This is a genomic window from Winogradskyella sp. Asnod2-B02-A, assembly GCF_045063645.1.
Classification (GTDB): Bacteria; Bacteroidota; Bacteroidia; order Flavobacteriales; family Flavobacteriaceae; genus Winogradskyella.
Genome location: NZ_JBEFOG010000027.1, coordinates 274,415 through 290,907, shown reverse-complemented (window position 1 = coordinate 290,907; position 16,493 = coordinate 274,415). Strand labels below are relative to the sequence as shown.

The window sequence follows — 16,493 nt, the reverse complement described above, 5'->3', positions numbered from 1 at the left end:
GCCTGCGCAGGCAGGTATCTATTAAATTACTATTTTTTTAGCGTTACCTAAAGGTCGGGCTTTCCGTTATATCTTTTTTACTTGTTCTCGATACAAAATTGCCAAAAAGCAATTTCACTCGAACTGACGTAAAAAAGGATGCCACTTCAATCCCTAACGCACTTACTTGCTATATTTTTTATCTTAGTCAAAGATTATTTCCCTCTTGCTATGAGATTCCTGCCTACGCAGGAATTCGTTCAATTACACAAGCATAACCTTGACCTACACCAATACACATGGTAATTAAGGCATACTTTTTTTGTTGTTCTTGTAATTCTAAAGCTGCTGAATATGCAACTCTGGCTCCTGTAACACCTAATGGATGACCAATTGCAATCGAACCTCCATTTGGGTTAATTCTTGGGTCGTTATCTGCCAATCCCCAAGCGCGAATGCATGCCAATGCTTGTGCTGCAAAGGCTTCGTTAAGCTCGATGATATCCATATCGTCCATGGTTAATCCTGCTTTTTCTAGCGCTTTGTTTGAAGCTGTAACAGGACCAATTCCCATGATTCTTGGCTCAACACCAACTACTGCTGAACTTACAATTCTAGCTAATGGTTTTAGATTGTATTTTTTTACTGCATCTTCTGATGCTATAATTGTTGCTGCTGCACCATCGTTTAATCCTGAAGAGTTTCCAGCTGTTACGCTTCCGCCTTCTTTTTTAAAGGCTGCTCTTAGTTTTCCTAAAACTTCTAAGGAAGAGCTTGGTTTTATAAACTCATCTTTTGAAAATTGTAAAGGATCTTTTTTACGTTGTGGAATTTTTACAGTAACTATTTCTTTTGCTAGTCGTCCGTTTTCTTGTGCTTTGGTTGCCTTTTGCTGACTCCAAAGCGCGAATTTATCTTGGTCTTCGCGAGAGATATTATACTTTTCGACTAGGTTTTCTGCCGTCATTCCCATGCCATCTGTACCATACATTTCGTGCATTTTCGGGTTTACAAATCGCCATCCGAAAGTAGAATCGTATAGTTTAGAATCGCCTCCAAATGCGGATGATGGTTTTGCCATGACGTAGGGGCCACGTGTCATGTTTTCAACTCCACCAGAAATAAACACGTCTCCATCACCTGTTTTTATGGCACGATTAGCGTGAATGATTGCGGATAGACCAGAACTACATAATCGGTTTACAGTTTCTCCAGGAACAGTATATGGTAATCCTGCTAAAAGCGAAGCCATACGTGCAACATTACGATTGTCTTCTCCTGCTTGGTTGGCACAACCCATAATAACATCGTCGTATGCTTCTTTTGGGATGTTTGGATTACGTTTTACGATTTCTGAAATTACTAAAGCTCCTAAATCGTCTGTACGAACAGCAGATAAAGTTCCTTTATAGTTTCCTATTGGTGTTCTAATACCGTCTATTATGTATGCTTCTTTCATTTTTGAAATTGATATTGAAATTGATTCTTCTATTTCAAATTAATATTTTTACTCTTATAGTGGATTCCTGCCTACGCAGGAATGACAAATTGTTATAAACAATAGATTGTCTTTTTTTAGCTGGAATTGGTTAATCTAAAAGTGCAGAAAATGTATCTCCATTTCTAATATCTCCTGTGTTGTAGCCTTTCATAAACCACTCCATACGTTGCTCAGATGTACCATGTGTAAAACTATCTGAATTTACGCTTCTTCTAGATCGTTTTTGTATGGCATCGTCACCAACTGCATTGGCTGCACTTAGGGCTTCTTCTATATCTCCCGCTTGCAAATATTCTTTATTATGATGTGCCCAAACGCCTGCGTAAAAATCGGCTTGCAACTCTTGTGCCACTGAGAGTTTATTGGCTTCTGTTTGGTTAGTTTGGCTTTGTAACTGTCTTACTTTGTTAGATGTTCCAAGAATGGTTTGGATATGGTGACCAACTTCGTGCGCTGTAACATAAGCTATTGCAAAATCACCTCCCTGAGCTCCGAAACGTGTTTTTAATTCGTCAAAGAAAGCCAAATCCATATATAATTTTTGATCTCCAGGACAGTAAAAAGGTCCAGAAGCTGAAGTTGCACTACCGCAAGCTGTAGAAACCGCATCTGTGAATAATACCATTTTTGGTTCTTTATAATCCCCTAGATTGTAGTCTCTAAATATTTGGTTCCACACATCTTCGGTGTCGGCCAAAACAGTTGCCATAAAATCGCCCATTTCAAGCTCTTCGCTGGTTAAATCTCTTTGTTCTACTTGCTGAGTGGTTTGACTATTAGCTGCCTGCTCTATAATTGGAGCTATTTGCTGACCAGTTTCACCTCCAAAAAGTTGCAATAAAATTACAACTACGGCAATAACTCCACCACCAGCTGCAACTTTACCTTTAGTTCCCATGCCGCGTTGGTCTTCAAGATTCCCGCTTTGTCGTCTACCTTTCCATTTCATAATTTTATATTTTTACTATTTTATTCCCAATCCTTTTGAGTTCTATAAACGACACCTTTAAAAAGTGCTACTAATTCTTCTCCTCGTTTTACTTCAATAATATTAAATCCCAATCTGTTTTTTACAGATTCTATTACAGATTCTGCTACAATATAATCACCTTCGTTTAAGGCTTCAATATGATTAATGCTTGTTTCGATAGAAACGGCATATTTACCATGGGTATTTGCTGCAAATCCGAAAGCAGTATCTGCTAATGAATAACTTATTCCACCATGCGCTTTGTTCATGCTGTTTAGCATTTCTTTTCTAATGGTCATTGCGACTTTGCATCGTCCGATTTCACATTCTAGAATTTCTATTCCTAGCCAAGTGCTGTAGGCGTCTTGGGATAGCATTTTATGTGGGATTTGTTCTGGTTTCATATTTATTCTTTCGTCACTTCGAGTGATTCCGATCTTTCATCGGAATTGTATCGAGAAGCCTCACTTGTTCTCGATACAAAATTGCAGAAAAAGCAATTTCACTCGAACTGACGTTATATTAAAAAAACGTTTTATTCTCTCTGTTCATTTTAAGTAATAACGGACTACAGCGATATCTATCCTCATGATATTCGTTATATAATTCATCCATCTTAGTTACACACCAATCTGTTCCTTTTTCGTCTGCCCAAGCTAATAATCCTTTTGGATAATTTACACCTTTGGTCATGGCATTGTCTATATCTTCTGCTGATGCGATGTTTAAAAATAGTGCGTCTGCTGCTTCGTTGATGAGCATGACTAAGACACGATTAAAAATTTGATTTTTCAAAGACTCCTCGTCTTCATAAGTTTCAAAAGTCTTTGTGTTTGCATGATTTGCCTCAATTATTTTTCCGTTTTTATCATAATCATAAAAACCTTTTCCAGATTTACGTCCTAAGTAACCAGCTTCTGCAAAACGTTTTTGAGTAAAGGACGGCTTATATCTTGGGTCGAAATAGAATGCTGTAAAAACGGTTTCGGTTACGGTGTAATTAACATCGTTTCCTATGAAATCCATTAATTCAAATGGCCCCATTCTGAAATCACCTAAAGATTTTAAACTATGATCGATCGTCGCAAAGTCTGCTAATCCTTCTTCATAAATACGTAAAGCTTCTCCGTAAAATGGCCTTGCCACTCTGTTTACTATAAATCCTGGTGTGTCTTTAGCTACTGCGACTACTTTCTTCCAATCTTTAATGGTTTGTATGGCTTTTTCTAGAACCTCATTTGATGTTTGAATAGCAGGAATTACCTCAACCAATTTCATTAAAGGTGCTGGATTGAAAAAATGAATTCCCACACAACGTTCAGGTTTTTGTAATGAAGCCGCAATGGATGCTATTGATAAACTTGATGTGTTGGATGCAATAATACAATCATCTGAAACATAGCTTTCCAATTCTGAAAACACTTTTTTCTTGATGTCTAGGTTTTCAATAATAGCTTCAATCGTTAAGTTGGCATCAGCTAAATCTTTAAGACTATCTACATAAGAAATATTAGATTGGATTCTGTTTTTTTCATCCGAATCAATTCGTCCTTTTTCAATAAGACGCAATAGTATTTTCTCTAAACTTGCTTTAGCTTTATCTAAAGCAGCTTGATTGGTGTCGTATAATTTCACTTTACATCCAGACGTTGCAGCAACTTGCGCTATGCCACTTCCCATGGTTCCTCCTCCAATTATTCCTATGTTCATCTTTGTGCCCACTAAAGGGGGTAACTTTTAATTAAACTTCTATTTTTTTTTACACCTACAAGGTTTTTGAAACCTTGCAGGATAATTCTAAAAAGGTAGATTTTTCACATCTACATTTCCGCCCGACAAAATAATACCTACGTTTTTAGTTGCAAATTCTTCCTTATTCTTCAATACAGCAGCAAAAGCCACTGCGCTTGAAGGCTCTACAACAATCTTCATACGTTCCCAAATTAATTGCATGGCACTTATAATTTCATCTTCTTCAACACGAATAATCTTATCTACGTACTTCTGAATTATCGGAAAATTACGATTACCTAAATGTGTTCTTAAGCCATCTGCAATGGTATGAAAACTATCGTTTGTTTCAATTTTACCTGAAATTAATGAACGATAGGCATCATCAGCTTCCATAGGTTCTCCGCCAATAATTTTACAGTTATTTGAAAAATAGTGTGCTGCCAGAGCTGTACCTGCAATTAATCCTCCTCCACCAACTGGTGTTAAAATAACATCCAAATTGGGTTGTTCTTCTAAAAACTCAATTGCTGCTGTACTATTTCCGTAAATCACCTCATCTTGATTTGATGGATGTAGAAAAGTTGCACCTTTTTCTTCTTTTATCTTATTTGCTGTTGCTTCTCTTGCTTGAGGCGTAGATTCACATTCTATAATTTCTCCATCATACGTTTTAACACCATCTTTTTTTACTTGAGGTGCATTTTCTGGCATTACAATATAAGCCTTAACTCCTAATTTTTTAGCTGCCAATGAAACGGCTTGCGCAAAATTACCAGACGAATGTGTCACCACTCCTCGCTGTCTTTCATCTTCTGAAAGTGATAAAATGGCATTAGCTGCACCTCGCATTTTGAAGGCACCCATTTTTTGAAAGTTCTCAGACTTAAAAAACAGGTTACACCCTGCTTTTTCATTTAACAACTGCGATGTTAATACAGGTGTTTTATGAATAAAAGGCTTTATTCGGTTGTGAGTTTCTATGAGAGTTTGTTTAGTCATAATTTGTTCTCGATACAAAATTGCAAAAAGCAATTTCACTCGAACTGACGTTAATCTAGTTTCCTTTAAAGTTTGGTTGACGTTTTTCTATAAATGCAGCGACTCCTTCCTTGTAATCTTCAGTTTGTGCTGCTTCTATTTGTAATTTAGACTCTAGAGCTAATTGCGATTCTAAATCGTTGGTCATGGATTTATTGAATAATTCTTTAATCATACCAAGCGCTTTCGTTGGCATGTTTGCTAGTTTTAAACCTAACTTATTAATTGTTTCTTCGAATTCTTCAGTAGGAACACATTTATAAATCATGCCCATTTTTTCTGCTTCTTCAGCTCCAATTTTATCACCTAGCATCGCTAATGCTAATGCTTTTTGAAAACCTATTAATCTTGGTAAAAAGAATGTACCTGCACTATCTGGCACTAATCCTATTAAACTAAAGGCTTGAATGAAACTTACTTTTTCATGAGCAACAACAATATCACAGGCTAAAGCTATATTTGCTCCAGCACCTGCTGCCACACCATTAATGGCTCCAATAATTGGTTTTTTAATGGAACGTATTCTAGTGATGATTGGGTTATAATGTTCTTCTAGTATTTTTTTGAATCCAGGGTTTAAATCTGGATCTGTCACTTCCTTTAAATCTTGACCTGCACAGAATGCTTTTCCGTTTCCGGTGAGAACGATAGCTCTAACCTCATCATTTGTTTCGCATGCATCTAAAGTATCGTGAAGCAAAAATGCCATTTCACGGTTAAAACTGTTGAAGACTTCTGGTCTGTTTAGCGTGATATACGCTACTTTGTTTTCAATTTTTAATAGAATTGAATTATTACTCATACCTTATTTTTTATTTGTTCTCGATACAAAATTGTTAAAGTGTAATTTCACTCGAACTGATGTAACTCTACTTTAAACACTTGAAGTAGTCAAACGGTTCTTGGCAATCGTCACACTGAAATTGTGCTTTGCATGCTGTGGAACCAAACTGACTTACTAATCTTGTATTTGTGGAACCACAATTAGTACATTTTACTAATCGTTTTCCGTTTAGTAAAACCTCTTTATCTGCTTCTGCATTTAAAGGTGCTGCAATTCCGTAATCTTCTAATGCTTTTCTACCTCTTGGTGTAATCCAATCAGTTGTCCAAGCAGGATGTAAAATCAATTCAATTTTAGACTCGTATCCGGCTTGTTTTAATGCTAATTTTATATCCTCGCCAATCACATCCATTGCAGGACAACCACTGTAGGTTGGTGTGATTTCGACTTTTACAATATTGTTTTCTATGACTGCAGAACGTACCACTCCCATATCCATAATAGATAATACTGGGATTTCTGGATCGGAAACTTTTTCCAGAATTGGAATTAAGGTTTCGTCTATATTTTGTTCTGTTGTTGTCATGTTTATTTCCCGTGAAAACGGGAATCTTATTTTATTACTTCTCGATACGATTCCGATAAAACATCGGAATCACTAGAAGTGACATTTTGTTTTCATTTATGAGATTCCTTTTTTCAAAGGAATTTGTTACCATTCCATGTTTGGATACGTGCGTTGCATATATTGCAATTCACTTAATAAATAGCCTAAATGTTCCGTGTGAATGCCTTCTTTGCCACCTTTTTGGAAATACTTAGATTCAGGTATTTCTAAAAATGCTTCTTTTAAAAGGTCATTTACATTTTGGTAATATGCCGCTCTTAATATTGTTACATCAACACCAATACCTTCTGAAACCATGGATTTATCTGCTTCGGTTTGATGAAATAACTCATCAGTATATGTCCATAAATCGTTAATGGCTTCTTGCATTTTTGCTTTACTTTCTGGAGTGCCATCGCCTAATCGCTTTACCCAATCTGAAGAAAAACGCTCGTGATAACTCACTTCTTTAATACATTTATTGGCAATTGCAGATATTGTTAAGTCTTTACTTTTTTGAAGTTCGGCAAGAAATGCTAAATGGTACACATCGAATAAAAATTGACGCGCTATAGTGTAGGCAAAATTTGTATTTGGCTGTTCTACCAACAATACGTTTTTATATTCGCGCTCTTTACGTAGCATGGCGATATCATCTTCTGTTCTATCATCACCAGCAATTTTTGCTGCATACTGAAAATAGCTTCTTACTTGCCCAAATAAATCTAATGAGATATTAGTACAAGCAATATCTGTTTCTAAACTTGGACCATGACCTGTTAATTCTCCTAGTCTTTGACCGAGAATTAGACTATTGTCTGCGATGCCTAGGATGTAATTGTATAAGTTTTCGTTTTTCATGTTTACTTCCCACGGAAGTGGGAATCTTTTTAATTAAACATTTATTATTTCATTATTGAAATTCTTCGCTTTGCTCAGAATAACATTTAGGTTCAATTGATGAGTTTCCCACTTTCGTGGGAATTGTAATTTGAGCTTTGCCCAAATTACATATGTTTTACCTCGTCTGGTAAATCGTAAAATGTTGGGTGACGATATACTTTATCGTGAGCTGGTTCAAACATCTCACCATTATTCTCGGGATTTGATGCTGTAATATTTTTAGATTCTACAACCCAAATGCTTACACCTTCACTTCTTCGAGTGTATACATCGCGTGCATTTTCTAATGCCATTTCTTCATCTGCTGCGTGTAAACTTCCGCAGTGACGATGTTCTAATCCGTTTTTACTTCTTACGAAGACTTCCCAAAGTGGCCAGTTTTTTTTATCAGACATAATTCTTAATGCCTGCGAAAGCAGGTATCTTATTTATTAAACTTGAGTTATTTATAACTGTCAGGTATTTAAAACCTGACAGGATAATTAAATTGCTTGTTTTTGTTTTCTTTCTTGTTTCTTCTCTGCATATGCCATTGCTGCATCTCTAACCCATTCACCTTTTTCCCATGCACCAACTCTTGCTTTCATGCGTTCTTTATTCATTGGTCCATGACCTTTAACTACTTGCCAGAACTCGTCCCAATCTATTTCTCCAAAATCATAACAACCTTTTTCGTCGTTCCATTTTAAATCTGGATCAGGAATGGTAAGTCCGATTAACTCAGCTTGAGGTACGGTTTGATCTATAAATTGCTGTCGTAAGTCATCATTTGATTTACGTTTTAATTTCCATTTCATGGATTGTTCTGTGTGAATAGACTCTGCATCAGTTGGGCCTAACATCATAAGACTTGGCCACCACCAACGATTTAAAGCGTCTTGAGCTAATTCTTTTTGTTCTGGTGTTCCATTTGCCAATTTCATCATAATCTCGAAACCTTGTCTCTGATGAAAACTTTCTTCTTTGCACACACGAATCATTGCTCTTGCGTAAGGACCATAAGATGTATTGCAAAGTGGTACTTGATTGATAATTGCTGCTCCATCTACGAGCCAACCAATCGCTCCCATATCTGCCCACGTTATTGTTGGGTAATTAAATATTGAAGAATATTTAGCTTTACCAGTATGCAGTTGCTCATACATTTCTTCGCGAGAGATCCCTAAAGTTTCAGTAGCTGAATACAAGTATAACCCATGACCAGCTTCATCTTGAACTTTAGCCAAAAGTGCTACTTTACGTCTTAAAGATGGTGCTCTTGTGATCCAGTTACCTTCGGGAAGCATACCTACAATTTCAGAATGTGCATGTTGCGACATTTGCCTAATATGCGTTTTACGATATTTTTCTGGCATCCAATCTTTAGGTTCAATTTTTTCGTCACGAGCAATTCGTGCTTCAAATTGTGCTTCTAAATTTTTAATTTGTTCTTCACTCATCATAATAGCTATTCGCTATTGGCTTTTGGCCTTTAGCATGTTGAACTTAATTTTTCTTATTCAATATGTTTTTCAAATTCCTGAATTGAAAGGAATAACACGTCTTTTTTAAACATCAAAGTCTACCACAACTTTATCTGTTGTTGGTACTGCTTGACAACTTAATACCAATTGTTGTGCAACTTCTTTATCGTCTAGCGCATAATTAATCTTCATCTCTACAGCACCTTCAATGACTCTGCATTTGCAAGTACTACAAACACCTCCTTTGCAAGCAAATGGTAAATCTGCACCTGCTCCTAGGGCAGCATCTAAGATGTTATCGTATTCTTTAGTCATGGTGAATAAAAATTCTTTTCCTCCATCAACTATTTTGACTTCAATGCCTTCTACATTTTGCTGAGCTAATCGTTCTGCACGTTTTATGTCTTCTTCTGAAAGTCCGGTTACGAACAACTCAAAATGAACTAATTCTTTTGGTAAGCCTGCATTAATAAGATACTCACTAACGTAATTTACCATTTTCTCAGGTCCACAAAGAAAGACTTCACTTGTGTCTGGAATATCAATAAAAGTCTTTGTTAAAACCTCCATTTTTTCATCGTCAAACCGTCCATTAAACAATTCAATATCTCTTCTTTCTTTAGTTAAGAAATAATAGATTTCTAATCTTCCAAAGTATTTATTTCTAAGCTGCTCTAGTTCTTCTTTAAAGATAATAGATTTTGCAGTCTTATTAACATAAAACAGTTTACAAGTGGCATTTGGTTCTTGTCCTAAATGGGCTTTAATCATGGAAAGTACAGGTGTAATACCACTTCCGGCAGCAAAAAAGAGATAATTTTTAGAAGCTTCTGGCTTTACGGAAATACCAAAAGTTCCACTTGGTGCCATGATTTCTAGTTCATCTCCTGTTTTTAATTCTTCATTTATATATGTAGAAAATTTACCTCCAGGAATTTGTTTCACTGCAACTTGCCAAATATTATCTGCTGGATTTGAACATAAGGAATATGAACGACGTACATCTTCTCCTTTAATATCTGCCTTCAGTGTAAGGTGTTGGCCTTGTCTGAATTTAAATGATTCATGCAATTCTGTTGGGATAGCAAAAGTGATAACTGATGTGTCTTCTGTTTCCTTATAAATGTTTGCAATCTTTATATTATAAAAATCTGCCATATAGTATACTTAACGAGTAAACTAACACTTGTTAGTTTGTTTGACAAAGTTATAAAATAAAATCTAAATTATTTGTTAATGCCTTTTATCAAGATTTGATATAGGGTATTTGAGAATTCATTAAGGTTAAGATCTTCCTTTTTTGGAATCCAAATGTAGAGTGAGCGCAAGGTGGTTAAAATTGAAAACATCATTACATCTGGTTTTACATTTACTATTTGGCCTGCTTTTATACCATCTTCTAAAATGGTTTTAAAATCATTTTCGTAATCGCTTCGTAGTTTTTTGTAGTAGTTTTTTTGAGTTTCTAAATGCATCCAATCATTATTTAAGGATGCCATTCCGTAGCTGTTTTTACTAGATATATTAACGTGTAATTCAATAATTTTTTTTAGTTTTTCAATACAAGTGTCATTAGATGCGCTTATTTGTTTCATGCCTTCTGTAAATTCTTCTGCTAACGAAATAATGATTGTATTTAAAATGTCTTGCTTTGAATTAATGTGATTGTAGAGGCTTGCGGCTTTAATACCCATCGCTTTGGCTAAATCGCGCATAGTTACTGCGCTGTAACCTTTTTCTTTGAATAGCTTGGTTGCTACTCTTATTATTTCTTGTTGTCTTGTTTCTGTTTTCATAAGTATGTTGAGCACTAAAATAAGAAGATTTTTTAGTTGAACAGATTTATAGTGTAACTTTGGTTACGTTTGATTCTTAATACTTTTCGGAATTTTGACAAAAAATAAATACTATGGGAATATTTAATGCTTTATTTGGAAAATCGACGGATAACGTTGCAGAATATATTGAAAAAGGTGCTGTGATATTAGATGTGAGAACAAAAAGCGAATATCAAGGTGGTCATATTAAAAATGCTAAGCATATTCCAGTTCAGGAATTAGGAAATAGGATTAATGAGATTAAAAAACTGAATAAGCCTGTTATAGCTTATTGTGCAAGTGGTATGCGTTCTGGTAGTGCAACAAGTTTATTGAAAAAGAACGGTGTTGATGCAATTAATGGTGGAGGCATAGGAAGTTTACAACGTAAGTTGGGATAAACCTAATATAGAATGCCTTCTAAATTCTGAAGTTCATTTAATTCTTGAACTGTACTTTCATTATACTGTAGGGTCCAACCTAAAGAATTGGTAAGTATAAGGAATTTTGAAAGCTCACTAATTAATCGGTTTTGTGCATTAGATTTTAAATCGGATGCTTCAATTTTTTTTGCCAAAGATTTTTTTACAGTATCCTTTATGTCGTTATAATCCTTGGCTTCAAACTGATTTAGAAAATCTGCTTGCATATCGTAATATTCAAATTCAGGACTAATTTTAATTTCTTCTTTAGGAATACTTATGATTTGAAGTGTTTTTGTGGCTTCGTCAATTTTGTATTCAATTTTACTTAAATCGTATGCTACAGTAACATCTGCATTAACGACTACAATGGCTTTTTTCTCGGCAGATAAGTAATCTCCAAAAATTTCCTTTGAGTTTTTATAGGTAAATACCTCACTAAAATGGCCTTCAGTAACAACTAGCTTGCCAACATTTTTAATCTGCTCTTGTATTAAAGCACTACTTTCTTTAAGCACAATTTTATCTTCTTGTTTGTCTCCACAATATTTAAAAGTGAATAAGACAACTAATGTAATAATGACTCCAAATAGTATTTTTCGCATGCGCTAATTTAAAACAAAATCTTCAATTTAACATCTATATAAATGTGACTGAATTGAATTGAAGGTGTCTAAATATTGAGATGCTCGAATTAATTAATCCTTTTAAAATTTAATAAAATCCACAACAAACGTAATGAACAAATTTTTTCCCTCATTAATATTATTGATTTCTTCCTTTTTTATACAAGGTCAGCAAATAACTTTTCAAAAAAACATTAATTACCAAGCTAGAGAATTAAAACAAAGTCTTAATGAAAATCGAGATAGTTTAAATTTAGAAAGCGATAAAATTATTTACCAGGTTGATATATTTAACGAAAATTATTCGAACAGCATCAGCGTAAATAACAATGAATCTACAATTGGTCTTGATATTTTACCAGTAGGTAAATTTATTATACAAGCCAGATTAAAGCGTAAATGGATTGTTATGTATTTAGTGAAAAGTGAAGCTACTGAAATTTCTGAAAAATCCATAATCGTAGCAAATGCAAGTAAAGATCAAAATTCCGATAATAATACTTCAGTAAAAAAGTCAACTAAAAAAAGAACTGGATTTTGGGTTGTACATGAGAGTATTACAGGTTCAGGATCTACCAAATCGATGAGTTTTAGAAATAAAGATGAGGTCTCTAGACTCATCGCCAAGAATAAAGCAGAATTAAACACAGCAATCGCCATGAACAATATATTGGTTGTATATGAGGTTTATAATATGTCTCAATTTATGCGTAACCAGTTTAAAAACCCTTCGTATTTTAAATCTTCGGAATCGAAGGCCTTTAATGTTGTGCCTTATTACTCATCTAACCATTATTCTATTTAACTTAAGTTATATCCAATAGTTACATTTGCACAGGTAATTATAGTAATGTAGTATGCCTTCTAATAGATATATAAAGACAATTTTAGAGGTTTTACAGGTGAATTAATTATCCAAACGAAGTTAATGTAATTATGAATCTAACTAATATTTTTGCCCTAGTTGATTTGATACATTTACAAATGTATACACGCTAATTTAGGCATAATTAAATCCTGTTTTTTTACCATATGTCGTGTATGAGCGTGCATTGTCTATAAAAAATGCAACATATCTTAAATTTATAATAATTCTGTTGTAAGGTTATAACTTAGTCTTAGTTGCAAGTAAATATAGCTACATTAAGCAATGTGTTTCTGTAATTCCCTCTAATCTAAAAGTGACTATTATGACAAAGAACATATGCACTCTACTTATCTTATTTTCGACTTTATTTAATTATGGTCAGAACTTTACTTTAATTAAAAATACCAATCCAAAAGCTAAAGAATTAAAGCATGTTTTAAACCAAACTAAGGATAGTCTATTATTAGCATCTGAAACTAAGATACTTCATGTTGAAATTTTTAATGAAGATTTTGAAGAAATAGTTCTTATAGATGGTTATAAGGCTCAAATTTCATTAGAACATATACCAGAAGGTAAATTTGTTGTTGAAGTTAAATTGGCTGATAAAAATATAATTATGGGATTGATGCGCTACGATATTGATCTTTACGAAGAAAATTCTGAATTGTCAGATAATAACCATACTGTAGCAGAAGGAAAAGGTATGATGTTAGATGAATCCTTAAATGTGATAAAAACTGTACCCAATAAAAGTATCGTATTCATCTTAACGGGTTCTAACGCTAAAAAACAAACCAAGAAAAACCCAAAATTCTATTGGGTGGTAGCCAAGGTTAATAATGAAAGTGGGTCTTGCAAAACTATGAAGTTAATGGAAGAGGATGCTGTAAGAAGAGTGATTTTAAAGCATAAACAAGAGTTAAACAGTGTGTCAGGTAAATTAAATGAATTAACGGTTTGGGAGGTTTATAATACTACAGAGTTCATGGAGCATCAAATGACCAATCCTAATTTTTTCTATTCATTAACATCAGATTTGTTTAATACAACACCGTATTATTCTACACATGCTAAAGTTGCAAACCTCTAACAGTCTGTGTTTTATTGTTAAAATTTCATTTAAAGCACTCAGTTTAATTTAATTCGAGAGTTCTATATTAGAGTCGTCTTTTTGTGCCGCGTTTTTTGTTTTACATCGAGTGTTAATGCATGTTAACCACGGAAATAGGTTATGTATCTAAATTATAAAATTGCAGAATTATATACTTATATCTTTGTTTTTAACAAGGAATTGTACATATTTGCCTTTTCCTTGTGAAAAAAAATTGTTTCCCCAAAACAAAAAACCTACTTATGACAAGACTACTACACACAATTGTATTCTTACTTTTGACGACCATTACTTATGGTCAAAAATCAACATTATTTCAAAATGTTAATGTTAGAGCTAATGAGCTTAAACATAACCTTAACGAAGCTGGTGATAGCATAATTTTTAAATGTGAACGCACAGTTTACGAAGTGGTAATATTTAATGATGACTTTGAGCGCGTTATAAAAGTAAGAGATACTGATGCCGTAATTCCTATTGCTGATATTCCTGTTGGACGATATATTGTTGAAGCTTTACTAAGTGATAAGTTAATTGTTATTACCTTATTACGAAACGAGTCTTTTAATTTACCTAAACAAGATGATTTAGTTGCAGATAGCTCAGACCTTTTTGGTAAAAAGACAGCACCTAAAAAGGAAGTTGTAGCTAGTATTGAACCATCAATAGAAACATTAGAAATAGAGGTAGAGGAAGAAGCTGAAATTGTAGCAGAAAATGTACCTCCACTAAATAATGACATATTTGGTGAGGAAAGTAATATTAAAAAGACAGATTTAGCAGTGGCTGGTAAAAAAGCAGAACCTAAACCTAAGCCTACTGTAGCTAAAGAGCCTAAAAAGAGTAGCTTATCACTGTTTAACACAAAAGCAAAGCCTACTACCACCAAACCTAAAAGATCAACGAGAGTCGTGGATGCAGCTAGAGCAAATAGAATCGTTAGTACTTATTGGGTGGAGTACAAAATTAATAATGGTCAAAGTTCACAAAAGATACAAAAGTTAGGAGATCAAGAAACTGTTGACCGAATGATTAGAAAGATTGAAATTGACATGAAAACAAAAGCAGGTCGATTAAATGAACTTACAGTTTGGACAGTATATGATCCACCTAAATTTGTAGAACATAAAAGATTAAATAAAACCGATTTTACAAAAGTTGCTTCAGAGAGTTTTAAGATGAAGCCTTATTATAAAAAGGTAAATGAAACAGAGGCAAGTGATTTATAATCACGTTAGCTATTGCCACATCATTAGAAAACAAAAAATCTCAGATTAATTATTAATCTGAGATTTTTTGTTTTCTGTTATTAAAAGAGACGTAATATAATTACTTTTTAAGTTCTAATTTTTCAGCGAAATAATCACAAAAATCTTTCATAGTTGCTGTCATTTTTTCGTCTTGAGTTGCTCTTAAAAATGTATCACTCATGGTTACTAAAGTTTGATGAAAGAAGAGCTTCATTTCATCTACAGGCATATCTTTAGTCCATAAGTCTATTTTTAAGGTTTCTTGAGCATTACTGTCCCAAACCGATAACATTATGGCTTTAGCTTCCTCGTTGTCTACATTACCATCTTGTGCCGACCAATTTAGCTTTTCTGGTACTCGGTTTTCATCAAGTTCTACGTTTAATACGATTTTAGATTTTATAACTTTAGACATTATTTTTTGGGTTTAAATTTCGATTTTCTAAATATAATTTCTGGTTCAGTCTGCATTATTTTCATAAGGTCTTCGCCTGTTGTTTCAGCATAAGCTTTTACAATTTGCCATCCTAAATACTGACCTAAACGTCCAGGCGATTCATTATCTAATTCTAAATAAAATTTAGAGAATGGAGCATCTGCAATAAAACGATTTGGCAATTTAGGGTCTGTGTTATATAAGAGTTCTTTTTCAATAAAATAACTCCATATAGGGCTTTCATTTGCTTCTGCCCATTTATATTGAGCTTCTGTATATCCTATTTTTTCTGCATCCGACTTAAACGGAATCATTAGATCTTTAAAGTATAGTAGTTTTCCGAAGTAAATCATTTCATCTAACAACGTTTTTCTGTTGGTTTGAAACATGTATTTTTTAGCATAACCATTTGCTACATCAGGTACTATTTGGCTCTTTTGCATATTAGCCGTTATGTACATTGGGATATTTTGATAAAACTCGTGTTCTGCACCTAAATAATTATCTAATGCAATAAGAACTAAAGAGTCATTCACAATAGTTTTGTCTCTATATGCAACATCGTTAGTAAGCGTAATTACGCGTGGTGTAGTAAACGTTTTGTCATAGTACTTTAAATGTTGAAATAGGCCTTTAAGCTCTTGTTTAGAGGTGCTAAAATCAGAAAATTTATCTTGTACTTCTGTTAATAATGCATTTTGCATGGTATCATTGATTCTTTGAATCCAAATAGAATCTGGTACATGCTTAGAGAATAAAAAAGGATAAGCGCTCTTTAATTTATTTAAATCTTTAGGTTGTGCTTTTGAGAAAGCTTTATCAAAACGTTCTACGTTAAAATCTGCTTCAATATTTGCAATTTCTTTTTCAATTTTAGACTCCTCATCACAAGATAGAAGTATAAATCCGACTATTAATAAAACGTAAAATTTGATATGCATTTGGCAAAACATTTTTAATCCTAACTTGATTCTGTTATTT

The 16,493-nt window shown here is 33.8% G+C and carries 19 protein-coding genes; 4 read left to right on the top strand and 15 right to left on the bottom strand.

Annotated elements, in window-relative coordinates:
* Positions 1–223: 223 nt before the first annotated feature.
* From pcaF to ACJJVO_RS09365, 12 genes are all read right to left on the bottom strand, one after another.
* Positions 224–1,438 carry a 3-oxoadipyl-CoA thiolase gene (gene pcaF / locus ACJJVO_RS09420; RefSeq protein WP_405573257.1) on the bottom strand — a complete coding sequence of 405 codons (1,215 nt, stop codon included), beginning with the start codon at positions 1,436–1,438 and terminating at the stop codon, positions 224–226.
* Between the two features lie 130 nt (positions 1,439–1,568).
* On the bottom strand, positions 1,569–2,429 hold the full coding sequence (locus ACJJVO_RS09415; RefSeq protein WP_405573254.1) for a neutral zinc metallopeptidase: 861 nt from the start codon (positions 2,427–2,429) through the stop codon (positions 1,569–1,571).
* Positions 2,430–2,449: 20 nt separating this feature from the next.
* Entirely contained in the window at positions 2,450–2,854 is a 405-nt protein-coding gene (locus ACJJVO_RS09410; RefSeq protein ID WP_178985810.1) for a hotdog fold thioesterase, read from the bottom strand.
* A gap of 118 nt (positions 2,855–2,972) precedes the next feature.
* On the bottom strand, positions 2,973–4,160 hold the full coding sequence (locus ACJJVO_RS09405; protein WP_405573251.1) for a 3-hydroxyacyl-CoA dehydrogenase NAD-binding domain-containing protein: 1,188 nt from the start codon (positions 4,158–4,160) through the stop codon (positions 2,973–2,975).
* A gap of 87 nt (positions 4,161–4,247) precedes the next feature.
* Entirely contained in the window at positions 4,248–5,183 is a 936-nt protein-coding gene (locus ACJJVO_RS09400) for a pyridoxal-phosphate dependent enzyme (RefSeq protein ID WP_405573248.1), read from the bottom strand.
* Positions 5,184–5,238: 55 nt separating this feature from the next.
* A complete protein-coding gene (locus tag ACJJVO_RS09395) occupies positions 5,239–6,024 on the bottom strand; it encodes an enoyl-CoA hydratase-related protein (RefSeq protein ID WP_405573246.1) in 786 nt (261 codons plus the stop codon).
* A gap of 67 nt (positions 6,025–6,091) precedes the next feature.
* Positions 6,092–6,592, bottom strand: coding sequence for a 1,2-phenylacetyl-CoA epoxidase subunit PaaD (paaD, locus tag ACJJVO_RS09390; RefSeq protein ID WP_405573243.1), 501 nt, complete (start codon positions 6,590–6,592; stop codon positions 6,092–6,094).
* 126 nt (positions 6,593–6,718) lie between these two features.
* Positions 6,719–7,474: a 1,2-phenylacetyl-CoA epoxidase subunit PaaC gene (gene paaC, locus ACJJVO_RS09385; protein WP_405573240.1), complete on the bottom strand. Its 756-nt coding sequence runs from the start codon at positions 7,472–7,474 to the stop codon at positions 6,719–6,721.
* A gap of 146 nt (positions 7,475–7,620) precedes the next feature.
* Positions 7,621–7,911: a 1,2-phenylacetyl-CoA epoxidase subunit PaaB gene (paaB, locus tag ACJJVO_RS09380; protein WP_178985816.1), complete on the bottom strand. Its 291-nt coding sequence runs from the start codon at positions 7,909–7,911 to the stop codon at positions 7,621–7,623.
* 87 nt (positions 7,912–7,998) lie between these two features.
* Complete coding sequence (paaA, locus tag ACJJVO_RS09375) at positions 7,999–8,955, bottom strand: 1,2-phenylacetyl-CoA epoxidase subunit PaaA (protein WP_405573237.1); 957 nt, start codon at positions 8,953–8,955, stop codon at positions 7,999–8,001.
* A 108-nt stretch (positions 8,956–9,063) separates the two neighbouring features.
* Positions 9,064–10,137, bottom strand: coding sequence for an FAD-binding oxidoreductase (locus ACJJVO_RS09370; RefSeq protein ID WP_405573236.1), 1,074 nt, complete (start codon positions 10,135–10,137; stop codon positions 9,064–9,066).
* Positions 10,138–10,205: 68 nt separating this feature from the next.
* Positions 10,206–10,775, bottom strand: coding sequence for a TetR/AcrR family transcriptional regulator (locus ACJJVO_RS09365; protein WP_405573235.1), 570 nt, complete (start codon positions 10,773–10,775; stop codon positions 10,206–10,208).
* Positions 10,776–10,888: 113 nt separating this feature from the next.
* On the opposite strand from ACJJVO_RS09365, the gene ACJJVO_RS09360 reads away from it, so the two are divergent.
* Positions 10,889–11,197, top strand: coding sequence for a rhodanese-like domain-containing protein (locus ACJJVO_RS09360; RefSeq protein WP_405573232.1), 309 nt, complete (start codon positions 10,889–10,891; stop codon positions 11,195–11,197).
* Positions 11,198–11,199: 2 nt separating this feature from the next.
* Here the strand turns inward: ACJJVO_RS09360 and ACJJVO_RS09355 are convergent, their stop codons facing one another.
* Complete coding sequence (locus ACJJVO_RS09355; protein ID WP_405573230.1) at positions 11,200–11,823, bottom strand: DUF4230 domain-containing protein; 624 nt, start codon at positions 11,821–11,823, stop codon at positions 11,200–11,202.
* Between the two features lie 133 nt (positions 11,824–11,956).
* Between ACJJVO_RS09355 and ACJJVO_RS09350 the strand changes: the two genes are divergently transcribed.
* The 3 genes from ACJJVO_RS09350 to ACJJVO_RS09340 all read left to right on the top strand — a co-directional run bounded on the left by ACJJVO_RS09350 (position 11,957) and on the right by ACJJVO_RS09340 (position 15,055).
* The gene (locus ACJJVO_RS09350; RefSeq protein ID WP_405573227.1) at positions 11,957–12,649 is read left to right on the top strand and encodes a hypothetical protein; all 693 of its coding nucleotides are present in this window, start codon (positions 11,957–11,959) and stop codon (positions 12,647–12,649) included.
* A gap of 385 nt (positions 12,650–13,034) precedes the next feature.
* Positions 13,035–13,805, top strand: a complete 771-nt coding sequence (locus tag ACJJVO_RS09345) for a hypothetical protein (protein ID WP_405573224.1) — start codon at positions 13,035–13,037, stop codon at positions 13,803–13,805.
* Positions 13,806–14,068: 263 nt separating this feature from the next.
* The gene (locus ACJJVO_RS09340) at positions 14,069–15,055 is read left to right on the top strand and encodes a hypothetical protein (RefSeq protein ID WP_405573222.1); all 987 of its coding nucleotides are present in this window, start codon (positions 14,069–14,071) and stop codon (positions 15,053–15,055) included.
* A gap of 100 nt (positions 15,056–15,155) precedes the next feature.
* Here the strand turns inward: ACJJVO_RS09340 and gldC are convergent, their stop codons facing one another.
* Positions 15,156–15,491, bottom strand: a complete 336-nt coding sequence (gene gldC / locus ACJJVO_RS09335) for a gliding motility protein GldC (RefSeq protein ID WP_405573219.1) — start codon at positions 15,489–15,491, stop codon at positions 15,156–15,158.
* Positions 15,491–16,453 carry a gliding motility lipoprotein GldB gene (gene gldB / locus ACJJVO_RS09330; protein WP_405573216.1) on the bottom strand — a complete coding sequence of 321 codons (963 nt, stop codon included), beginning with the start codon at positions 16,451–16,453 and terminating at the stop codon, positions 15,491–15,493. The genes gldC and gldB overlap by 1 nt, the downstream gene beginning before the upstream one ends.
* Positions 16,454–16,493 lie beyond the last annotated feature (40 nt).